Genomic DNA, 20,589 nt, shown 5'->3' with positions numbered 1-20,589 from the left:
TTTTGCATTATTATAACAAACGATGCCCGCAAATGCGAAAAGAGGTCGAATCCGCGCATTCCGCGGGAATCCGCCTCTTTTGGCTTTTATTGCTATCAGGATCTCGGCGTTCGGGATGCGGTCTGCTCGGCGATCTGGATGGCGCGTTTGACCATATTTCCGGCATCCTTCGTGCGAATGCCTCCCCAGCCCTCCCGCTGAACCGTATCGTAGATGCCCAGGTCCTTGGCCAGCTCCTCTTTGAACTGCTCCGACATGACGCCTCTTCTTCTGCTCATCGTACGCCTCCTCGTCTGGATGTCTTGGGACGTTCACGATTAGAATGCCTCGAAGAGGATGTCGGCATGCAAAACGGGCAGCACGGCGCCCTTGAACCCGGCGCGATGCTGCCCGTACTATTCAACCGTCTAGTGCGACAAATAATGGATTCGTACCTCGCCATCGTCATTGCAGAGCGTAACCTCTACAGACTCGGTCAAAATATCGGCATAGCTGTACGAAACCCGCTTAAACGTGTGCTGCTCTTGGTCAAGCTTGACAATGAAAACCGATGGGTAGATTTCTTCCAGTACCCCCGTGCGTTCGATGGTTTTGCGTCGTCCACCGTTGGCGCGGAGCATGATTTTGGAACCGACGTGCGGCTCCAGGCTTCGCTTGATATCGAGAAGCGTGTTTTTAGCCATGATCCACTACCACCTCTTTCCCTGTAAATTATAACTAAAAACAGGGGAGGTGTCAAATGAATCAAAATATTATATCAACGATGCGGATTTACTGTCAACGGTCATTTTCCTTGATGGGATTAGGTTTTCCTAAAAAAAGCTTCATTTTTGTCACAAAACGTTCACATTTTGCTCAGAATTAACCTCTTTTAAATTCGGCAGACCGATCCGGTAACGCCCCATCGTCTCGATCCCTCCAACGCCCTGTCTCCCGCTGATCGTATGCGCGATGACGTCCGTAATGTTGATCGTGTCGCGAAACGGCGTAAACGCCGCGCGAACGGCCACATACACCGGATCAAGCGCATGAATCATAATTCGGCCCGGAGAGCTGGCGAAATTCGCTCCCGCCTGCAGCAGCGCCTCAAAGTGGGACTGGCACGCTCCGGCGACAACGACCAGGGAATCGCGGTTGCGTTCGTAATCCCTGGCTACGTTCACGGCGTGTACGAAGTTTAATGAGTTCTTGTAGCTGCTGAGCTGCTGCAGATTCTGCTGCTGCTTAAGAACGCCGTCATGGCCTGTAATGACGACGATATCCGGATGGAACTGAGGAAGCATGCGCATGAGCATATGCGGCATCTGCGACTCATGACAATGAACGCCTTCCGCCGGCACTTTCAGCTGCGCGTACACCTGCATGCTCTTCTTGAGATAATTCGGATCGCCGTCCAGATGAAGTACTTTGCCCGGCATTTCGAAGAACGGCTGTCTGCGATCATCCAGCGCTGTCGTAAATCCAAAACGGCCGAATTGCCGGCTCCGCTCCTCGCTGATTTTGCGCAGCGACTCGTTCGCTTTAATACGCGCCTGGCGCGTCCCTCCGAGCTCGTCCGGGTTTCGCACCGTCTGGAGATCCTCGACCGGCGCATCCGCCAGCAAGCGGTAATCCATCCCTCTGAGCACGGCTTGCTGCGCGGCGAACGCCGCGACCCGGAACAACACGTCTCCTCCATAGGATTTCCGTACGACAAGGTCCCCCTGCTTCATGCCCACTCACCTCTCCGTCTATCCTATGGAGTCGGAGTCGGATGGGTGCGCGTCCGGGGGGACGGTTTTAACGGCTATCGGCCGCGTTTTTATGCGAGCATGCCGCTGCGGGTCAGAGCCTCGCATACGGCTGCGAACTCCTCCAGAGACAACGTCTCCGCCCTCCGCTCCGGTTGTACGCCGATCTCCCTAAGCAGGTCGCCGAGCTCGGCTTTGCGCTCCTTGCCGGATAGCGCGGACAAATTGTTCGCCAGCGTCTTGCGCCGCTGCGCAAACGATGTCTGAACAACGCGGAAAAACTTCTCCTCGTCCGGCACGCTGACGGCCGGTTCGGGGCGCCGTTTCAGCCTGATGACCGCCGAATCCACATTCGGCTCGGGAATAAACGCTTTGCCCGGAACGATGCATACCAACTCCGGCTCGCAGTAGTACTGAACGGCGATGCTCAAGCTGCCGTAATCTTTGCCGCCCGGCTTGGCGGACATTCTCAAGGCAACTTCCTTCTGCACCATAACGACGATGTTCTCAATCGGCAGCTTGTCCTCCAGCAGCTTCATGATGATCGGCGTCGTCACGTAGTACGGAAGATTCGCTACGACGCTGACGCCCGCCAGACCGGTGAAATGCTCTTGCCAGAGCGCATGCAGATCGGTTTTCAGAATATCGCTTTGGACGATGCTGACATGCTCGTAAGGAGCCAAGACGTCCTTCAGGATCGGAATCAACCTCCGATCGATCTCCACCGCCGTCACCTTGCCGGCGGACTTGGCGAGCCTCTCGGTCAACGATCCGATTCCCGGGCCGACCTCCAGCGCTCCTCGCGTCTCGTCCAGCCCGGCCGCAGCAATGATCTGGTCGAGCACATTCCCATCAATCAGAAAGTTTTGGCCGAGACTCTTTTTGAACGTAAACCCGTGCTTGCGAATAATTTCGCGCGTCCGGTTTGATGTGGCGATCTCCTTCATGCCTTTATCGTCCTTCCTGCTCCAACTGCTCCAGCGCCGCTTGAAATTCGGCCTTCGTAATCCGGAACATGAGGCATCTCTTGTAAAATTGTTTGCCGTTTGCGTAGCCTATGCCCAGAATCTCTCCCATACGCTCTCTGCGGCCCGCAGATGAGGCGTGTACGATCAGCCCGGCGGCCAGCAGGTCGTTCCACTCGATCTCCGCAGGCACGTCGGTGGCCGCCTCCGGTCCGCGCACCCTCTCCAGCGCCCGGCGAATCGCTTCATCGGATGCGTGCTCCACGCCGATGCCCCTGCGGCCTCGCGCCTCGTCCTTCGTCAGAAAGGCATGCTTGCAGTCCGGAACGCGCTCGGAGACGATCTTGCGGATACGTTCCCCCGGAGCGTCCGGGTCGGTGAGGACGATGACGCCTCTGCGTGCTTGCGCAAGCTCGATCCGCACAAGCACGTCCTCTCCGATCGCCGAGCCGCCCGTCTCGATCGTATCGGCGTTTACGGCCCGCTTGACCGCCGTCGTGTCATCCTTTCCCTCCACGACAATCATTTCTCGAATCATTCGTTTTCATTCCGCCTTTAATCCGTGCTTTTCCTTCAAGCGTATACGAGAATGGTACGAAGGGCAAGTCCCGAACCCTCCCTTCCGCACTGCTGCGCAACAAAAATCGGGAAGAGCCCAGAGGCTCTTCCCGACGCAAAGCTCTATTGGATCGAAGCCGAGCGATGCCGGCTAATCCGCGGACGGCTTGACCGGCCCGATCACGTACACCGTATACCCGCGTTTTAATCCAAACTTGTTGACGTGCGATTCGCTATCGAAGTAGACATCGATTTTCTTGCCTTTGACGGCTCCGCCCGTATCTTCGGCGCGGCGGAAGCCGATCCCTTCGATGTACACCCACCAGCCGAGCGGAATCACTTTCGGATCCACAGCAACCGTGCGGCCTTCCTTCACGGTCGTTCCGGTTCGGGTGATACCGTAGCCGTCGTCTCCTTTGGATTTACCCGTAGATGCGAACCCTGCCGAATACGCCGTCAACGTCACGTTGCTCAGCATTCGTTTTACTTTGACGCTCTTGCCGTTCAGCTTGACGACTTTCGCTTCTCCCGCTGTCGGCGGTCCGCTGAACGACGCCAAAGCCACTTCGGCCTTCTTCTTCGTTCCGATTGCGACAACCTGCTGTACAGCCGGCTTGGCAATCGTCTTCTCGATCATTTCCTGGCTGACCAGCTTGCCGTTCTCGTAAACCTTCTCGGTTTTATAGACGACCATGCCTTGTTTGCCTTCGGTCACGACCTTCGTCTTGCCTTCTTCAAGCTCCTCGCTCTTCTTCTCCACAACCTTGAAGGCGATCGGGCGCTGGGTCTCTGTAACCTCTTTGCGCACGCGAACGACCGATACGGTCATACCTTCCCGCAAAGGACTGTCAAGCTCCGGAACGACGCGGTCATTCTCGGATAGATTGAGGTTTAACGCCTTGATGACTCCCCCAACGGTATCTTCGCTTGAATAAGCGACTTGCTGTTTGCCATCCGCTTTGATCATAACGCCTACCGCCCGGTCGATAATCAATCGGCTTCCCTCTTCCAAGCTGGCCGTAGCCGCCATTGAGAGATGATCGTTAGGCCCGATGTAGATGCCCTGCTCTTCGAGCAAGCCGAGCACGTCCGAGGTTTTCGTAGAGATCGCCTTCGAGACGCCGTTGTCGATGATCGTAATGTTCTTGATTGCCGCCTTCTGCAGCAACGAAATGAACATGATGGAGATGGCAAAAACGAGAATTGCGGCCAATAGCGCTGCACGCAAATGCTCATGCTTCCAACGCAGTGCGAAAAGCTTGCCGGTCGGTCGTGGATCATGGGTTTCCTGAATAGGAATTGCGCCCATATCTCGTTCCTCCTTCATAGCCCGCCGTCGACTGTAATGCATGATGTTGTCTGACGCGACTAATCCAAAATGGTTAACGACACCTGGCGATCAGACCCGAAATTTTCGCGGATTTCGGCTGGATCGATCAGACGCCGCCTTCCCCAGTTCAGAATACTCACATGAGAGCATGTTACCCTGAGCAGTTGTGTTGGCAACACAAAAAGCCATCGAGACAGAGGACTGTTCGTGGCTTCCGCATGATTGAAAATAAGCTAAGTACTGTAGCGGCACGAGGGTGACCTCTCTCTATCACGCTTGCGGGGTTAGCTGTCGGATTCGGGCAAAGAGAGTTGCCCTAACGGCTGCATGCCTGACGCGTCACTCAGATAGAGCCGCCATCCCGACACTTGCCGCATTCACCCCAAGATTGCTCGGACCGCATTGGACGCTCATCAAGATCGTCGCCGCGTTGGGTCCCCCACTCTCCCGTTCGGGAGATTAAGCGCACTGGAAAAGGAATGTCATATTCGAACTTTCTGTTGATGATCATAACCTCTGCGCGATAACAGTGTAAAGACGGCTCATCCGACGAATTTAGCCGTTTTTACGGAAAATCGAAGGGAACTTGCGCGATTATCGCATCAAAAGCCAGTTTTTTCTTCGAAGCGGCTTGTTTTTCTCCCGTTTCTTCCGTTTATCTCGTTATCCCAAAACAGCGTCTGGCGTTATCGCCTGTTATTTTTGCAATTTCTTCCAGAGAAACGCCTTTTATTTCCGCTGCCGTCTCTGCGATCAGACGCACGTAAGCGGACTCATTTCGCTTCCCTCGATGGGGGTGAGGAGTCAAATAGGGGGCATCGGTTTCGATCAGCAAACGGTCCAATGGAACCCTTTCCAAAACCTCTTTGGGAACCCTTGCATTTTTGAATGTAACCGGTCCCCCGAAGGAAATATGGAAATTCATATCCAGGCATATTTGGGCCGTCTCCCAACTTCCGGAGAAGCAGTGCATAATTCCCCCGACCTCGGAAGCCCGCTCCTCCTTCAATAATTTTACAATGTCCTCGTGTGCGTCCCGATTATGAATCACGATAGGTTTTCCGATCCGCCGGGCCAGTCGAATTTGTTCGCGAAACACTGTCTGCTGAACGTCTTTCGGCGATGTGTCCCAATAATAATCAAGTCCGATTTCGCCGATCGCGACGACTTTCGGATGAGTGGTGCAGAGTCGCTCGATCCAGGCCAAATCCTCTTCCAGCTTCATGTCGACGGCATCGGTCGGATGCCACCCAACCGCCGCATAAATAAACGGGTATTTCTCCGTCAACGCCATCGTCGTGGGAATCGTCTCGCGGTTGAACCCGATATTGACGATCGTGTCTACGCCGGCGGCCAACGCGCGTTCTATCACTTCATCTCGTTCGCTGTCGAACTTGTGAGAATCGAGGTGAGCATGGGTATCAAAAAGCATCATAATGTCTCCTTTTTCGAGAGGTTGTTCAAAAAGTCCAATTTTGATCACGAAGCATCTCATAAAGCATACTCGACGTCGAATTTTATGTGTGATCGAAATCACTTTCTTCTATTATATAGACAACCTGGCGCGTGTCTCGGAACTGAGCAAATGAGCGTGAGGAAGCACTCGCTCCTCCGGATAATAAATGTAATCATTGCCTCGGTGCAAGCCGGCGATCGAGCGAATAATATCGGAGGCTGCCGAAATTTCCGTCAGCTCCTCCCGCTTGTCCAACAGCAAAATCGGAGGCTTCTCCTTACTGTCCGGCAGCACCCCCGGCTTATAGACGTCATACGGGGAATCCTCGGGCTTGTCGACTTCCATATGATAGGACGGATCGAGGCCGATCCTTCGCCACTCGCCGCGAACATCTTCTAGCCACCCTCTGTCCTCTCCGGTCAGCGGAGCATACTTGTACAGCCTCCGGTTCAAGAAGCGCCGGCATAGATCCGCGAGCAAATCGTCGCGTTCGCCCGCCCACTCGCCGAAAGCCGTCTGCACCATCGCCTCGTCGAGTCGCATGTACTGCGCCAGCGTGACGGAGCCGGACAGCAAAGCCCGGATCGGGTCAAGCATAAAGGAGAATGCGTAGCCGGACGCGAGAAGCTCGCTCGCTCTCCGGAAAATTTGCCGAAGCAATATTTCCGAGCTGCGGGTGACAGGGTGAAAATAAACCTGCCAATACATTTGGTATCTTGACATTAAGTAATCTTCGACGGCGTGCATCCCGCTGTCCTTAACGACGATTTTCCCCTGGAAGGGGCGCAGCACTCGCAAAATGCGGTCCAGATCAAACGTGCCGTAGTTCACTCCCGTGAAATAAGCATCGCGCAGCAAGTAATCCATCCGATCCGCATCCAGTTGGCTGGATACGAGGCTGACTACAATCGGTTTTTCGTATTTCTTGCGGATCACCGCGGCAACCTTGTCCGGAAATCGGTCATCGATTTCGCGCAGTACGCGGTTAATTCCGGTATCCCCTAAGACCACTTCGCAGGTCCACTCTTCATGGTCCGTACCGAAGATTTGTTCAATAGAATGCGAAAATGGGCCATGTCCGACATCATGCAACAAAGAAGCACAAAGACTGAGCAATTTTTCCTCTTGCGGCCAATCGCTGTATCCATTACGCTCAAACTGAGAAATCACTTTCCTTGTAATTTCATATACACCCAACGAATGGGAAAACCGGCTGTGCTCTGCCCCATGAAACGTAAGATAGGAGGTGCCTAGTTGGCGGATTCTTCTGAGTCGCTGGAACTCCGACGTATTGATGAGCTTCCAGACGGTCAGATCCTGCACGTAAATGGAATGATGCACAGGATCTTTGAAAACCTTCTCCTCGTGTAATCTCGATAACATGGAACATCACCTCATCATGGTCATTTTTCGACAAAGTGTCGTTGAAAAAATCGGTTTATGTCGAATATTGTCGAATTTCGTTTTCCTTATACTTTTGACCGTCTTAACGAGCTTTTTTTAGAAAATCACCATTCCTGAGAGGATTTTCAGACGATATTTAAGAATTTTAAGCATTTCTTGCGCGCTTTCAGGTTGACTTTTTTGGGAAAGGTTGGTACGATAGAGTTCGGAAAAGAGAGAACTTTGTCGAAAACTGGCGACAACGAACAGGCACAGGATCTATGTTCGTTTTGTATTTATTTTAATCATACGAGAGGGGTATTACCAAATGATGAAATCTACCGGTATCGTACGTAAAGTCGATGAGTTGGGACGGGTGGTTATTCCGATCGAGCTTCGCCGCACACTTGGCATTGGAGAGAAAGACGCGCTGGAGATTTATGTAGACGGCGAGCGCATTATGCTTAAGAAATACGAGCCTGCGTGCATCTTCTGCGGCAACGCGGAGAACGTTACTTACTTCAAAGGAAAAATTGTTTGCAGAGAATGTTTGAAGGATTTACCTTCCCCTGTGACAAATTAGAGAAAATAGTTTATAATAAAATTTGTATTCTAATTATTGTTAATTCGAACCTTTTTATACTCCTTGCCCCCTCTCGATGTCGATCTCGGGAGGGGATTTTTTTCGTCTTACTTACTTGTACCCCATTTACTCGTCTTCGTTCTTTTCAAGCAGCGCCTGATAGACGTCTCGCTTCGATATTCCCCGATCCGTCGCCGTTGATTTCATCGCTTCCTTACGCGATTGTCCGGCCGCCTCGTAATGCGCAACATGCTGCCCAAGCGATACGGAAGTCCACCACAAGCCGACCTGTTCCGCGTCGTCTCCTGCTCGAATTCCGTTTTCCGAACGCGTTCCTTCTATTAATATACAGCACTCCCCGAGCGGAGCGTTCTGCTCGACATGCGCCAGACAGGCCTCAACCGTTCCCCTTACGACTTCCTCGTGCTTCTTAGTCAGTTCGCGTACGATAGCCATTTTTCGGCCGCCCCATCGCTCGACGATCGCAGCTACGGTTTTTTTCAGTCGGTGGGGAGATTCGTATAAAATCAGCGTCCCGCTCTCGCCCTGCAAGCTGTCGAGCAGCTTGTGCACGCCCTTCCGATCGCGCGGCGGAAAGCCGACGAACAGGAAGCGATCGGTCGGGAGGCCGGAGACGATCAGCGCCGACAGAGCGGCGTTCGCCCCCGGAATCGGCACGACGGGAATGCCGACGGCTGCCGCGTCCCTCGCCAAGTCCGCCCCCGGGTCGGAGATCGCGGGAATACCCGCATCGCTGACAAGCGCAATGCTCTGACCTTCCAGAAGCAGACGGATTAATTCGGGACCGCTTGCTTCCCGGTTATGCTCGTGATAGCTGACAAGCCGGTTCTGGATTTCGAAATGCGTCAGCAGCTTGCGCGTCTGCCTCGTATCCTCGGCCGCGATCAGTTGCACCTCTTTTAATGTGCGGATCGCGCGAAACGTCATATCCTCCAGATTGCCGATCGGCGTCGCTACCAAGTACAGCGTCCCCGGCTTCTCGCGCGCGGCGAAGCTCTTCTGGACAGTGGCCTGCGCAAAGCTTGCTCTTGCTGCCTCTCCCGAGTCGATCCCGTCTCTGTTTGTTGTAGCTTCGTTCATGTTAGCTCCTCCCCTCCAGTCCGCTTTTCCTTAACCGACGGCGCTCGCCCGTTAGGGCGTTTGAAGTCCGGCAGTTCCGCCGCTTGTCCGTAAAATACGGCCAACAGCTCCGGCGTATACTCCCCGTCCTCTTCATAGACGATCAGTGGCGGCAAGAGTCTAACCTCAGGTCGGCCGTCGCGAGTTCCTTCTATTAATATCATGTTCGCTTCCGCTTCCCTGCGGGGGTGCACGAAGCGTATCCGCTTCGGTTCAATGCGGTAACGGCGCATCAGATCGATAATATCGACCAACCGGCTCGGACGATGAACCATCGCAACCTTGCCGCCCGCCTTCACGCTCCTGGCGCAGGCCGCGACGACGTCCTCCAGCTTGCAGCCGACCTCGTGGCGGGCCATTGCCTGATGAAGATTGTCTTTGCGATCGCCGCTCGCGACCGGTAAATACGGCGGATTAACCGTAACTGCATCGTATAGCTCGCCTTCGAGCTTCCATTCGCGCAAATCGCCTTCTATAATATGTACCCGGTCGTCCAGACGGTTCAACGATACGCTTCTTCGCGCCATGTCGGCGAGCCGGGGCTGAATCTCGATGCCGTCCACTTTTGCTTCGGTTCGTGTCGTAAGCAGCATCGGAATAACGCCGTTGCCTGTACACAAATCGAGAATGCGCCCTCTTGGCGGTACGGAGGCAAACCGAGCGAGCAGCACCGCGTCCAGCGAGAAACTGAACACTTCGGGACTTTGAATGATTTTCAAATGATGAGTCAATAGATCGTCCAGCCTTTCTCCAGGCTGCAGAATTAGCTCCTCTTCAGCGCTCACGAGTCGCACCTTCCTCTTCTAAGTGCTTACGCCACTTAGCTTACTTGATTCGAGGCTTGATCGCAAACGCTTGTTGGCGGTGTTCGTATCTAATCGATCGGTATATACTTCATCCTGTCGGGGACAAGTGGTATATCGGAATGTATTCAATTCAGACAAGATATTCGTCCACACCCAAATTTCCCCATAAAAATTTATTTTTAGGTGTTACATTTGTTTTGTTCAGACGTTATCTTTATATAGACAGCATGAAGAATTGCTTCCTAACTGGAACAGAATGCAAATTCAGGAAGGGAGGGGACTGACGGTAGGCATTTATTTTTCACATTGGAGTCAATCTTTTGTTGGCTGAACAGTTGCTTATAATTACCCATTAAAGACTTGGAGGTAAAATAATGAAATAATTTATTCTTTCCATTCTATCCATTTTGCTTATTGTCAGTACAGTAATCGGAATAACTTCGGCTGCTGAAGACCGGAATCCAAACGCGGAGTTAGTTGCACGAGAACGATTGGAACAAAAGGCAATTGAAAACAATGTCCAACTGCAAAAAGCACTGGAGTTTAACAAGAGCGCCAATGATTCGTATGCCGGTGTTTACATTGACAATGAAGGTATTTTAAATGTAAACGTTGTTGGGGATGTTGCAAAACTCAAAACTTTGACTGCAGCCGAAGATATAAAGTATCATCAGGTAAAATACACCTATGCAGAGCTGGAAAAGGGGCTTCTTGCCCTGCAAGACAAGCTGGCAGAATTAAGCATCTCACAAGTCGGTATTGATGAAATACAAAATAAGCTCTCCATTCATGTGAAAGAACTGGATGATCAAAAGATTCAAGCTATCAGCAAATATATCGATCCGGAAATAGCTGACTTTCAAAAAACTGTAGGGGAATTGGTTTTTACCGCTGATATTCTCAATGGTTCGGGGTTAGATCTGGGGCTTACAGTTGGCTTTGGTGCAAAGGACGCAAGCGGAAATGATGGATTTGTAACTGCAGGACACGGAGTCTTTTCAAATGGAACTGCTGCAAAAATTGGCAGTAATACTGTGGCTCATCAAAGCTATACTTACTTCGGCGCTGCAGTAGATGCCGCCTTCTTCAAGGCATATAAGGGCTGGTGGGTTTGGGAAACTGATTATTATGGTTCCAATAAGTTTACAAATGGAGACACCTATAGTTACGCACTAACGGATACGGCAAACTTGATTGTAGGTAAGACAATATATGCTTACGGCGCTGTATCGGGTAAACAAACAGGAACTATTCTGGCTGTAAACGTAACATACGACGCGCAAAAGCCGAATGGATCAACAGTCACGATTACCAATGGTGTTCAAGCCAACTATAAAGCTATCCCTGGCGATAGCGGTGCTGGCGTAGCATACTTCCGGTATACAGGAAGTGCAAGTGCGGATTATGCCATTACAGGTGTTCAATCTGCAAGCACGTTGGTAGGAGGCGCTTGGGTCTCCGGTACTTCCTCCTCGTATTTTACACGCGTTGATAAAATATTCGCTACTTTAAATCTCTCAAATCTGTAAGTATCTATGTTGCTACCGACCGTTAATTTTCTTTAACGGTCGGATTGTTCATTCTTTCCATCATTCAAGATAAACAGCCTCAGTTAGTTAAATACCTTCATAAATGGGGGGACGGCGTTGAAGATTAACAAGTTAAGCTTCACAATTATTCTCATTCTTATCTTCATTGTAGTGTTATGGTTTGTTCAAAACCAATTTAAACATGAATCAGGTGATGATAATTTGTTGCAAGACAATTTTGAACAAGGTATTCCCCGACCGGAGGCGGATAATCTTAAATTCGTAGAAGAACTAAGGAAAAGTCATGCAGATAAGTTCGCAGGGGCGTATCTTGACGATCAAAATGTTTTGAATATTAACTTAGTAATGGGAGTTGCTCCTAACGAACTAAATATTGATATCTCAAAAATAAAGGTTCATTACGTTGAATACTCTTACAAAGAATTGAATGAAGTTTTCGAGCAAATAGTATCACTTACTGAAAATCAACCAGTTCAGGTTGTAGGTATAGATGAAAAAGAAAATAAAATAAATATCACGTTACATCAGGACAATAAATCAGTTGAAGATTTTATTAAGAAAGAAATTGATTTCCCGTTTATTGAATACCAAATAACCGATGCTCGCATTCAACTATGATCTTAAATACGCCCCTAGAAAGAGCTTATAGTTTATTGGATGAGAATCCTCTTTTCAAGGATTTCAAGCCCAAGAAATGAGATGAGACGACCAATATCGCTGTCTCAAACTATAATCGCCCTCTACTTGGCCTTCTTGGCCAGGTGGAGGGCGATCTTCTTTATATTCTGTGCCGTTGCCGTCATTAATGCCTGCTCCTGCAAGCTTCGCTTGTCTCGGAAACGGCAATAGCAAAGCCCGTGCAGCTCTTTTGCGTCTGCAAAGCTTCGCTCAATCGTTTGGTAACGAAGGCGATATAAATACTTGCCGGAGCGACTGAGACGATTCAGTCGAACCCATTCCTTACTGTCCTCCCACACATGCCTAGTGACAACTTTCTGCTCGACCGCCAATGAACCTTTCGACATCTTCCCGACACATTAAGCTGCTAAGATTAATGATCATTGTCTTTCGTGCGTTAGTGCAGTTGTGAAAGGAGAGGCTACGCTGGTGCTTGAGAAACTCCGACAATATCCCATCATCGATCAAATGGAAACGACGGACATGCAAGCTCTGTTTCCCTATTTGACGGAAACCGAGTATTCGGATGGAACGATTATTTTGCACATGGGACAGACAAGCGATCGCTTTCATATTCTCCTGTCCGGAGTCGTCGTTGTGTACATCGAAAACGAGGTTCCGGTAACCTTGGCCGAGTTAAGCAGAGGGCATTTCTTCGGCGAAATGTCTTGTCTAACCGGGGAAACCGTAAGCGCTTCGATAAGAGCCCAGGGGCAGGTCAGAACGTTATCCTTGCAGCGCGACGGCTTGATGATGCTCATGGACAAAAGCGCCGCTTTTCGCCAACAAGTGATGGAAAGCATGATCGTCCGGATTCGCAGATCGAATGATCGGGTCATGGAGGAGCATGCCCGAAGCTTCGTCGTACTCCGCGAAATGGAACAGCAGAGGCAGAACGGATACGGGCCGTTGATCGGGAGCAGCCCTTATATGCGCAATCTGAGGCATGAGCTGGAACGGCTGTCCGTTCAAGAGCGCCCTGTATGCCTGGTCGGAGAGAAGGGCGTAGGGAAGCTTCATATCGCCTATCGGCTGCATGACGGGTCTCATCGTCGGAATTATCCGTTGCTTACGATAAGCGGGATCGATTTCAATTGGGACGAGTGGAATCGAAAAGCCCATGCCGCCAAAGGCGGAAGTCTCATCCTGAAGCATGCTGAAGCATTGCCCGAGAATGTTCTTCACCGCCTGCTCCAGGCGTCGGAAGAATGCCGGATCATCATGACGGCCTTGCGCCCCCTTGATGCGGAAATTCAACAAATTCACGTAGAACCGTTGCGGGAGAGAACCGACGATATCCCGGAGCTTGTTAATTATTTCTTAACGAAGGCTGGCGCAGCCAACCCTTGCGATGCGATCACAGAGAGCGCCATGCGGATGATTCAGATGTTCCCGTTCCTTAAAGGCAATGTCGAAGAACTCAAAAAGCTGCTCGAAGAAGCCCTTCTGTTAAGCAGAGGAAGCACGATACGCAACTCCCATCTGCGGTTCAGCGGGCCGCGCAAGCCGGGAACGAGGCCGACCGTCGGTCTGGCTCTTGGTAGCGGCTCCGTCCGCGGCGCAGCTCACGTAGGCATCTTAAAGGTGCTGGAGGAGGAGCAAATACCGGTCGATTTGATTGCGGGAACGAGCGTAGGCGCATTTATCGGCGCTCTCTATGCCGGCGGCCAGCCGATCTCCGCATTCGAAAGAGTATTGCCGACGGTGCGCTGGAGACAGCTCGTTCAATTCATGCTGCATCCGAAAGCATTCGCCAGCAACCATCGAATGATCCGGTTCGTGGAGAAATACATCGGGCCGGTCGATTTCGAGGATCTGCGGATTCCGTTTGCCGCTGTCGCCGCCAATGCGCTAACCGGAGAGACCCACATTCTGAACAAAGGAAGAGTCTCTCATGCGATATGCGCCTCCACGGCGATTCCCGGAATCATTAAGCCGGTCACCTTGGGCAATCGCCTACTGATTGACGGAGGAGTGGTCCATGCTGTACCGGTCGCTCTTGCGAGAAGCATGGGGGCGGATGTCGTGATCGCGGTCGATGTCAGCTTGTCTTCGTCGACGAAAAAAGCGCCTAAACATTTTATTGCCTCCATTCTCAATACGATCGAAATCATGAGCGAGAAAATCAGGCAAGAGGAGCTGCAGTTAGCCGACGTTGTGCTGCATCCCGATCTAGGAGTAAACGCGTTATCGTTTAAAGCTTCCCCTTCCTTAATCCAGTTGGGCGAAAAAGCAACACGCGAAGCGGTGGCTACGATTAAAAAGAAAATCGGATCGGTAAACGCTGACTAGTCCGATAATTGCCGGGTGGCAGGAAGATAAACAAAGGTCGAAATCAACCGGATAAAGGGCTTCGAGGGTAGTTGTCCGTTTCCGTCTTTCACAGGGAGGAATACCTTTATACCAAACCTGTAAAGGCGGTGTAGATTTGGCGAAAAATCAACGGAAAGGCTCCGCTCCGCTTCGTCCCGTTTCCTCTGCCGCACGACCTTCCCGCAGCATTGCTCCCGGATGGATATCAAGCAATTGGTCGGGATATGCGATCAGTGGGAGGAAAAACGCATATCGTCAGATTTCGGCCTACTGGGTCGTTCCCCAAGTAAAGCCGAGCAAACAGGATCGGTTTTCTTCAGCCTGGATCGGGATCGACGGCTTCGAGAATCCGTTCCTGATTCAGACGGGCACCGAGCACGACACGATCAACGGGAAGACCGTATACTACCCCTGGTGGGAAATCCTGCCCGCTCCCGAAACCCGCATCAATCGCCCTGTCTCGCCGGGAGACCTGATCTTCGCACAAATCCGCAAACTTCCGAATCGCAAATGGCTGATTCTGCTGCGCAACAAGACGAAGGGCTGGACGTTCAAAACGATTCAGACATACGCCGGACCGGCTGCGACAGCAGAGTGGGTGATGGAGGCTCCTTCTATCGGCAGTGAAATCACGACATTGGCCAACTACGGCAAAATCAGATTCTACAGCGGCAAAATAAATCGCCGCAGCGCGAACCTGAAGCCGAGCAACCGAGGGATCATGGTTCAGCAAGGCCGAATCGTCTCGACCCCTTCCCTTCCGAACAAAACAAAAAACGGTTTCTACGTCGCTTACGGTTCCAGGCTTCCCAAGCCTCCCCGATGCAAGCGTTGACCGTCTTCAAGCGCCTTAGCGAAGCCGAACACACCGTGTTGCAATAAGCCCAAAAAAGCATCTACCGTTCGGGCGGATGCTTTTTAATAAGAATAATTGGGGCGTTTAATGCTTGCTGGCCCGGTAATCACCCGGAGTCACCCCGCAATGCTTTTTGAAAATACTGAAAAAATGGCGCACATTCTCATACCCGACCTTCTCCGAGATTTGCTGCAAGGGCATCTCCTGATGCTTGTTTATAAGCTGCTTGGCTTTCTGGATCCGATACAGGTGCAAATAATGAATGAAGGTGATTCCCGTCTCCTTGCGAAACAAGGAGCTGATATAGTTAGGATGCAAATATACGTGCTCTGCGACCTGATCCAGGGACAGATCTAACGCATAGTTCTCATGGATATAATGAATGATTTTCTCTACGTTTCTGGACATCTGATTGCCGTTCTCCATTCGGGCGAAGACCGGATCTTCATCCCCGGTGCCCGCCCAAGAAGCTTGACGGGCCGATGCTTCGCTTACTAGCTCGATCGAGACGTTGGACAGAACATCGTATAGCTCGATTTTGTTGATCGGCTTCAGCAAGTAATCGATCACCTGGCAGCGAATCGCTTTCCGCAAATACTCGGTATGGTCGAAGCCGGTCAGAAGGATGAATCGCTTGCACAGATCCCGGCTTTTCGCTTCCCGGATCAGTTCAAGGCCGTTCATCTCCGGCATCTGAATATCGGTTATGACCAGGTCCGGCTTGAAATCCCGCATTTTATCCAGAGCCTCGATGCCATCGTAAGCGCATACGATGGCCGAACAAGGAGTGCTGCCTTTTTCAATAATATTGATAAGTCCCTTATGAATAAACGGCTCGTCATCCACGATCATCAAGTTCATTATCGATTCACTCCCAATCTCAGGATATAAGTCGTTCCCTGACCGACGGCACTCTCGATGGTCAAGCCCGAGCCTTCCCCGTAAAACGCCATTATCCTTTCGCTTACGTTGTAGAGTCCGAGCCCTGAATCTTCCGTCTGCAGCACGCTCCGATCGGCCTTGTTGTCCAACACATCGCGGATCACCTTCAGCCTCTCCTCGGGGATCCCCGCTCCATTGTCCGATATTTCAATGAGAATCGTATCGTCTTCCCGATCAACGATTACTACAATCTCGCCCTTGCCTCTCCTCTTGGCAATGCCGTGGTTAATGCAATTCTCCAGCAGCGGCTGCAAAATGAATCGCGGGCAGCGCATGTCGTCAATCTCCGTTCGAACCTGGATATCGTATTGAAGCAGCTCCATCAAGCGCGGCTTATGAACGTCCAAATAGTGAGTTACGTTGGCCAGCTCTTTCTGCAGCGTCGATTCGTTCTCCTGTGACGACAGACTGTAGCGAAGAAGCTTACCCAGGGAATAGATGGCATCGACGACCTCGTTATCGTCGTTGATCTCGGCGAGCATGCGGATTGATTCCAACGTATTGTAGAGAAAATGAGGCTTTACCTGAGCCTGCAGCACCAGGTAGTCGGCCTCTTTTTTCATCAACTCCGCTTTGTGAACGGTGTTAAGCAACTCATCGATTCTAAGAATCAAAGAGTTATAGGAAAGAATCAGGAAGCCGATCTCATCGCTGTTGCCCTTATCCTCGAAAGGCGTCAGATTGTTCTCGTCCACTCTTCGCATATGTTTGGTCAGGTTCAAAATCCGCTTCGTCAACACGGAAGCGATCGCGTAATAGACGGCAGAGAGAAGAAGTAGCAAGCCGCCCATAATCCAGGCCAGATTTTTCGTCTGCTTGGACAAGTCCGAGAACAGCTCGTCGGTGGACGACATGAAATAAAACTTCAGCTGCAAGTCCGGGATGTCCAGAGCATTCACCAGTATGCCCCGCTCGCTCCAGGCCGTCTGCTCCGGGGCTGTGCGATTCCGGATTTTGTCCAAAATCGCATGATACGCATCGGGCTTGAGCTGCTCCCCCCGATTCTCGTATACGCTTTCATCTCCCTTTAAAACAACCGTCCCCATACTGTCGCCGCTCACGACAGCCTCCACAAAATCGCCGATAATTCGGTCGTTTACCCTGATTTCAAGAATGCCTAGGCGATTCGTGTAATTTTCGGTATACAGATTCTGATAAAAGAGTAATTCGGGAAGGCCGGAAGAAAGCGACGATTGCGTGATCCACCGCTTCTGATTGATCTTCAGCTCCTGGGACACGTCCCTGGCCTCTTGCGATTCCTCCTTGAGAAGATCGCTGATCTCTTTGCCCACCGGCATGACCGCCTGCTTCGTCTTGTACAACCGAACGGATTCAATTGAAGGATTCGAGTTATTGGCGAACGTGAAGATCGGCCGTATATCCTTCAGGAAATAATAGACGTAGTCTCCGGGCGTCTGATAAAGCCCTTTCAAATATTCTAGCATCTGAGAATTGTGCTGGAACAGGGAATGGATGGATTCCACCTGGGTCAGACTGACCCTCAAACTGTTCGAAGCCTGTATAATCAATTGCTGCTTAGCCTGAGAGAAGTCGTTCACAACATTCGAATTGAATTGATGGTACAGATACGCTCCCGATAGGACAACAGGCAGAAGCACCAGCAAAATGTAGCCGAAAATCATTTTGTGAACGATTCGTACGCTCTTTAGATATCGAATCAAGACGATCCCATCGCTTCCCGGTGTAAAATGACAAGTCGGGTAAGGCTCCGAAGAACCTTACCCTGTGTCCAAGATCATCGATCGATTAAGTTACTTCATTAACGATTTGGCTTCATTATACTCCTTCGTCGCCCACTCTTCCAACCGGTCGATTCCGATGTCCTTCGTCTTGTCCAGCATCGCCTTGAACGCGGACTTGGCGTCCTCTTCGGATTTGGCCAAATAAATTTTCATTTCTTCGTTCTTGATCATGTTGTCGATATTGGCCTGAATGACCTGCTCATCCGAGTCGGCCGCAGGCACGACCTTGCCGAACAGCGAATCGCCCACCGTCACCTTCTTCAATTCCATCATAGCCTCCGTCGACGCGGAATCCGGAACGTAACGCTGCAAGCTGGAGGTTTCCCCCTTGTCGGCCAGAATGCCCCACCATACGACGCCCATCTGCACCTGTTTGTCCTGATCCTTCGAGTCGAAGTTGAATACCGGATAGCCGTCGGCATGCATCGTCCAGTCCTCGCCTTCGATGCCCCAGGAGGCCAGACGCTGCCCCTCGATACTGTACATATACTGGATGAATTTAATCGCAGCTTCCTTGTTTTTCGCCGTTTTCGGCACGTACATGCCCGACCATCCGATTCCGTTCGAGTACACCTTCGGATTGGGACCCAGATTTTGAACGACCTGCGTCATCCGGAATTCCTTCCCGTTCGATTCCAAACGGGGGTTCAACGTTTCCGAGTCTCCGGACGCGTTGATCAGAGAGAAGGCTTTTCCGTTCAAAATCTGATTTTCCGCCTCCGTCCGCTCCTGCCAGGTGAAGTTCTCCGCAACGATGTAGCCTTCGCGATAGAGCTTGTTCACATACAGGTAAAACGCTTCCTGCTCCGGATGATTGATGAAGTATTTCGCCTGGTCGTCGCCTGCGTTGTAGAAGCCGAACCGGGGCACGCCGTGCTGAACGCGCAAGTAGCTTCCCGCTTCCCCTGGGGTAATGACCGCCGGAATGAGATCCGGATACTTCGTCTTGACTTGTCCAAGAATCTTCAGGTAGTCGTCCAGCGTCTCCAGCTTCGGATTGCCGAGCGCCTCCATAATATCCGCGCGTACCGACAGGCCCTGGCCCGGATTCAAGCACTTGTCGCATGCCGCCGATTCATCGGGGGTCATGTAGCCGTTGCGATACGTGTACAGGCTGCCGTCCTTCGTCGCGTTAACGGCTCTGACAATCGGATTGATTTCGAAGTCCTTCAGTTGATACTCGTCGATCAGTTCGTCCCAAGTATACGAAATATCCGGATTGGACATCGATTGATGGTTGTTGTACGTGTAAACGATGTCCGGCATTTGCGAGCCGGACGCGATCATTAGCGGGAGCTGCTGCGCGTCGGCGGCGATCTGCACGTTCACCTTGATGCCGGTTCTCTTCGAGATTTCTTCGGGGATTTTACCCTTCCATTCGGTCATCGGCCACCAGGGGTGATCGACGAACAAAGTAATTTCTCCAAGATCCTTGACCGTCTCTGCTCCGCCGTCCTCCGTTTGTGTTGCTCCTGGAGCGGACGGACTAGCGCCGGACGAGGCCGGAGCGTTGCTGCCTCCCGAAGAACAGGCCGTAAGCAAGGACCCGATAAGCGCGAGCAGCCCCAGCGATTTCAAAGCTTTGCCGGTATTCTTTTTCATTTGCATGAACCCTCCCGTTGAATGATTGCATCTATCGAGAATCAGCCTTTAACCGCGCCGATCATCGCACCTTTGACAAAATATTTTTGCAGGAACGGGTACACGATCATGATCGGTACGACGGCCACGACCATCGACGTTACCTGCAGCGAATACGTGGTTACCTTGACGGCATTGGCCGCATATTCGATACTGACCGCATCCGTCGGAATGTTGCCTCTATTGATGACTTCGATCATCCGATAGGTCAGCGTCCTCAGATTCTCATTTTGCACGTAATAGGCCGAATCGAGCCAGGCATTCCATTGTCCCACGCCCAGGAACAGCGCCATCGTCGCCATGAGAGGCTTGGATATGGGCACGATGAGCGAGCGGAAAATCCTCAAGTCGTTCGCGCCGTCGATCGTCGCGGCCTCCCGCAATTCCGAGGGAATTTCCCGGAAGAACGATACGGCGATAAACAGGAAGAAAATATTCAGCATGGATGGAACGACGTATACCCAGAACGTATTCAGCAAGTGCATGTGCCTTAGGATAATATAAAACGGAATTAATCCCCCGGATACGTACATGCCGATAACGAACAGAGAAAAGTAGATTTTCTTGAATACTAGATCCTTATGCGCCAATCCGTAGGAGACAAGGCAAGTAAAAACGACGCCGATCAGCGTTCCGACTCCCGTTCTCGCCACCGTGACGAAGAAGGCCAGCGTCCATTTCGCATCGCCCATAATCTTCTCGTAGTTGGCCAACGTAAAGTCCCGGGGCCAGAAGTAAATCCCTCCCAGTCCGGTATCCAGTCCGTTATTGAAGGAGATGATGAATAAATAATAGAAAGGGTAAGCAGTGACGATAAAGATGACGATCAGCAAAGCGTAAATGAACGTATCCACGGAATAGTCCTCGAGCGTTCTTTTTCTCATGGTGTCCCTCC

At 51.4% G+C, this 20,589-nt stretch carries 19 protein-coding genes, 1 pseudogene and 1 riboswitch; of the genes and pseudogenes, 5 read left to right on the top strand and 15 right to left on the bottom strand.

The window, feature by feature from the left end:
- Positions 1 to 95: 95 nt before the first annotated feature.
- From J4772_RS00500 to J4772_RS00465, 8 genes are all read right to left on the bottom strand, one after another.
- A complete protein-coding gene (locus J4772_RS00500) occupies positions 96 to 278 on the bottom strand; it encodes a small, acid-soluble spore protein, alpha/beta type (protein ID WP_209073739.1) in 183 nt (60 codons plus the stop codon).
- A gap of 129 nt (positions 279 to 407) precedes the next feature.
- Complete coding sequence (gene veg, locus J4772_RS00495) at positions 408 to 683, bottom strand: biofilm formation stimulator Veg (protein ID WP_116063258.1); 276 nt, start codon at positions 681 to 683, stop codon at positions 408 to 410.
- Between the two features lie 150 nt (positions 684 to 833).
- A complete protein-coding gene (gene yabG / locus J4772_RS00490) occupies positions 834 to 1,712 on the bottom strand; it encodes a sporulation peptidase YabG (RefSeq protein ID WP_209073738.1) in 879 nt (292 codons plus the stop codon).
- A gap of 89 nt (positions 1,713 to 1,801) precedes the next feature.
- Positions 1,802 to 2,677, bottom strand: a complete 876-nt coding sequence (gene rsmA / locus J4772_RS00485) for a 16S rRNA (adenine(1518)-N(6)/adenine(1519)-N(6))-dimethyltransferase RsmA (protein WP_116063260.1) — start codon at positions 2,675 to 2,677, stop codon at positions 1,802 to 1,804.
- A gap of 4 nt (positions 2,678 to 2,681) precedes the next feature.
- Complete coding sequence (gene rnmV / locus J4772_RS00480; protein WP_209073737.1) at positions 2,682 to 3,233, bottom strand: ribonuclease M5; 552 nt, start codon at positions 3,231 to 3,233, stop codon at positions 2,682 to 2,684.
- 171 nt (positions 3,234 to 3,404) lie between these two features.
- The gene (locus J4772_RS00475; RefSeq protein ID WP_209073736.1) at positions 3,405 to 4,562 is read right to left on the bottom strand and encodes a resuscitation-promoting factor; all 1,158 of its coding nucleotides are present in this window, start codon (positions 4,560 to 4,562) and stop codon (positions 3,405 to 3,407) included.
- Positions 4,563 to 4,841: 279 nt separating this feature from the next.
- Positions 4,842 to 5,059: riboswitch (cyclic di-AMP (ydaO/yuaA leader) on the bottom strand.
- 179 nt (positions 5,060 to 5,238) lie between these two features.
- Positions 5,239 to 6,015: a TatD family hydrolase gene (locus J4772_RS00470; protein WP_209076808.1), complete on the bottom strand. Its 777-nt coding sequence runs from the start codon at positions 6,013 to 6,015 to the stop codon at positions 5,239 to 5,241.
- 114 nt (positions 6,016 to 6,129) lie between these two features.
- Positions 6,130 to 7,422: an HD domain-containing protein gene (locus tag J4772_RS00465; protein WP_209073735.1), complete on the bottom strand. Its 1,293-nt coding sequence runs from the start codon at positions 7,420 to 7,422 to the stop codon at positions 6,130 to 6,132.
- A gap of 328 nt (positions 7,423 to 7,750) precedes the next feature.
- On the opposite strand from J4772_RS00465, the gene J4772_RS00460 reads away from it, so the two are divergent.
- On the top strand, positions 7,751 to 8,005 hold the full coding sequence (locus J4772_RS00460; RefSeq protein WP_027086730.1) for an AbrB/MazE/SpoVT family DNA-binding domain-containing protein: 255 nt from the start codon (positions 7,751 to 7,753) through the stop codon (positions 8,003 to 8,005).
- Positions 8,006 to 8,131: 126 nt separating this feature from the next.
- Here J4772_RS00460 and rsmI read toward each other — a convergent pair whose 3' ends face one another.
- Positions 8,132 to 9,106, bottom strand: coding sequence for a 16S rRNA (cytidine(1402)-2'-O)-methyltransferase (rsmI, locus tag J4772_RS00455; protein WP_209073734.1), 975 nt, complete (start codon positions 9,104 to 9,106; stop codon positions 8,132 to 8,134).
- Complete coding sequence (locus J4772_RS00450) at positions 9,103 to 9,930, bottom strand: tRNA1(Val) (adenine(37)-N6)-methyltransferase (protein WP_209073733.1); 828 nt, start codon at positions 9,928 to 9,930, stop codon at positions 9,103 to 9,105. The genes rsmI and J4772_RS00450 overlap by 4 nt, the downstream gene beginning before the upstream one ends.
- 512 nt (positions 9,931 to 10,442) lie before the next feature.
- Here J4772_RS00450 and J4772_RS00445 point away from each other — a divergent pair.
- Together J4772_RS00445 and J4772_RS00440 are read left to right on the top strand one after the other, a co-directional pair.
- Positions 10,443 to 11,480 (top strand): S1 family peptidase, encoded by a 1,038-nt coding sequence (locus tag J4772_RS00445; protein WP_209073732.1) that lies wholly within the window; start codon positions 10,443 to 10,445, stop codon positions 11,478 to 11,480.
- A gap of 117 nt (positions 11,481 to 11,597) precedes the next feature.
- Positions 11,598 to 12,119 carry a hypothetical protein gene (locus J4772_RS00440; protein ID WP_209073731.1) on the top strand — a complete coding sequence of 174 codons (522 nt, stop codon included), beginning with the start codon at positions 11,598 to 11,600 and terminating at the stop codon, positions 12,117 to 12,119.
- Positions 12,120 to 12,241: 122 nt separating this feature from the next.
- On the opposite strand, the pseudogene J4772_RS00435 reads toward J4772_RS00440, so the two are convergent.
- Positions 12,242 to 12,499: pseudogene (locus J4772_RS00435) on the bottom strand (transposase); the annotation flags it as partial.
- Positions 12,500 to 12,608: 109 nt separating this feature from the next.
- Here J4772_RS00435 and J4772_RS00430 point away from each other — a divergent pair.
- Complete coding sequence (locus tag J4772_RS00430) at positions 12,609 to 14,471, top strand: patatin-like phospholipase family protein (RefSeq protein ID WP_209073730.1); 1,863 nt, start codon at positions 12,609 to 12,611, stop codon at positions 14,469 to 14,471.
- A gap of 136 nt (positions 14,472 to 14,607) precedes the next feature.
- On the top strand, positions 14,608 to 15,327 hold the full coding sequence (locus J4772_RS00425) for a G1 family glutamic endopeptidase (RefSeq protein ID WP_209073729.1): 720 nt from the start codon (positions 14,608 to 14,610) through the stop codon (positions 15,325 to 15,327).
- A gap of 105 nt (positions 15,328 to 15,432) precedes the next feature.
- Here the strand turns inward: J4772_RS00425 and J4772_RS00420 are convergent, their stop codons facing one another.
- The 4 genes from J4772_RS00420 to J4772_RS00405 form a co-directional block, all read right to left on the bottom strand.
- Entirely contained in the window at positions 15,433 to 16,209 is a 777-nt protein-coding gene (locus tag J4772_RS00420; protein ID WP_246016676.1) for a response regulator transcription factor, read from the bottom strand.
- Positions 16,209 to 17,972, bottom strand: a complete 1,764-nt coding sequence (locus J4772_RS00415; protein ID WP_209073728.1) for a sensor histidine kinase — start codon at positions 17,970 to 17,972, stop codon at positions 16,209 to 16,211. The genes J4772_RS00420 and J4772_RS00415 overlap by 1 nt, the downstream gene beginning before the upstream one ends.
- Before the next feature lie 90 nt (positions 17,973 to 18,062).
- Entirely contained in the window at positions 18,063 to 19,655 is a 1,593-nt protein-coding gene (locus tag J4772_RS00410; RefSeq protein ID WP_209073727.1) for an extracellular solute-binding protein, read from the bottom strand.
- A 41-nt stretch (positions 19,656 to 19,696) separates the two neighbouring features.
- Positions 19,697 to 20,578 (bottom strand): carbohydrate ABC transporter permease, encoded by an 882-nt coding sequence (locus J4772_RS00405; protein ID WP_209073726.1) that lies wholly within the window; start codon positions 20,576 to 20,578, stop codon positions 19,697 to 19,699.
- Between the last annotated feature and the right edge of the window lie 11 nt (positions 20,579 to 20,589).

Source organism: Cohnella sp. LGH (assembly GCF_017671885.1).
Classification (GTDB): domain Bacteria; phylum Bacillota; class Bacilli; order Paenibacillales; family Paenibacillaceae; genus Cohnella; species Cohnella phaseoli.
This window is presented reverse-complemented; position numbering and strand designations above follow the sequence as displayed.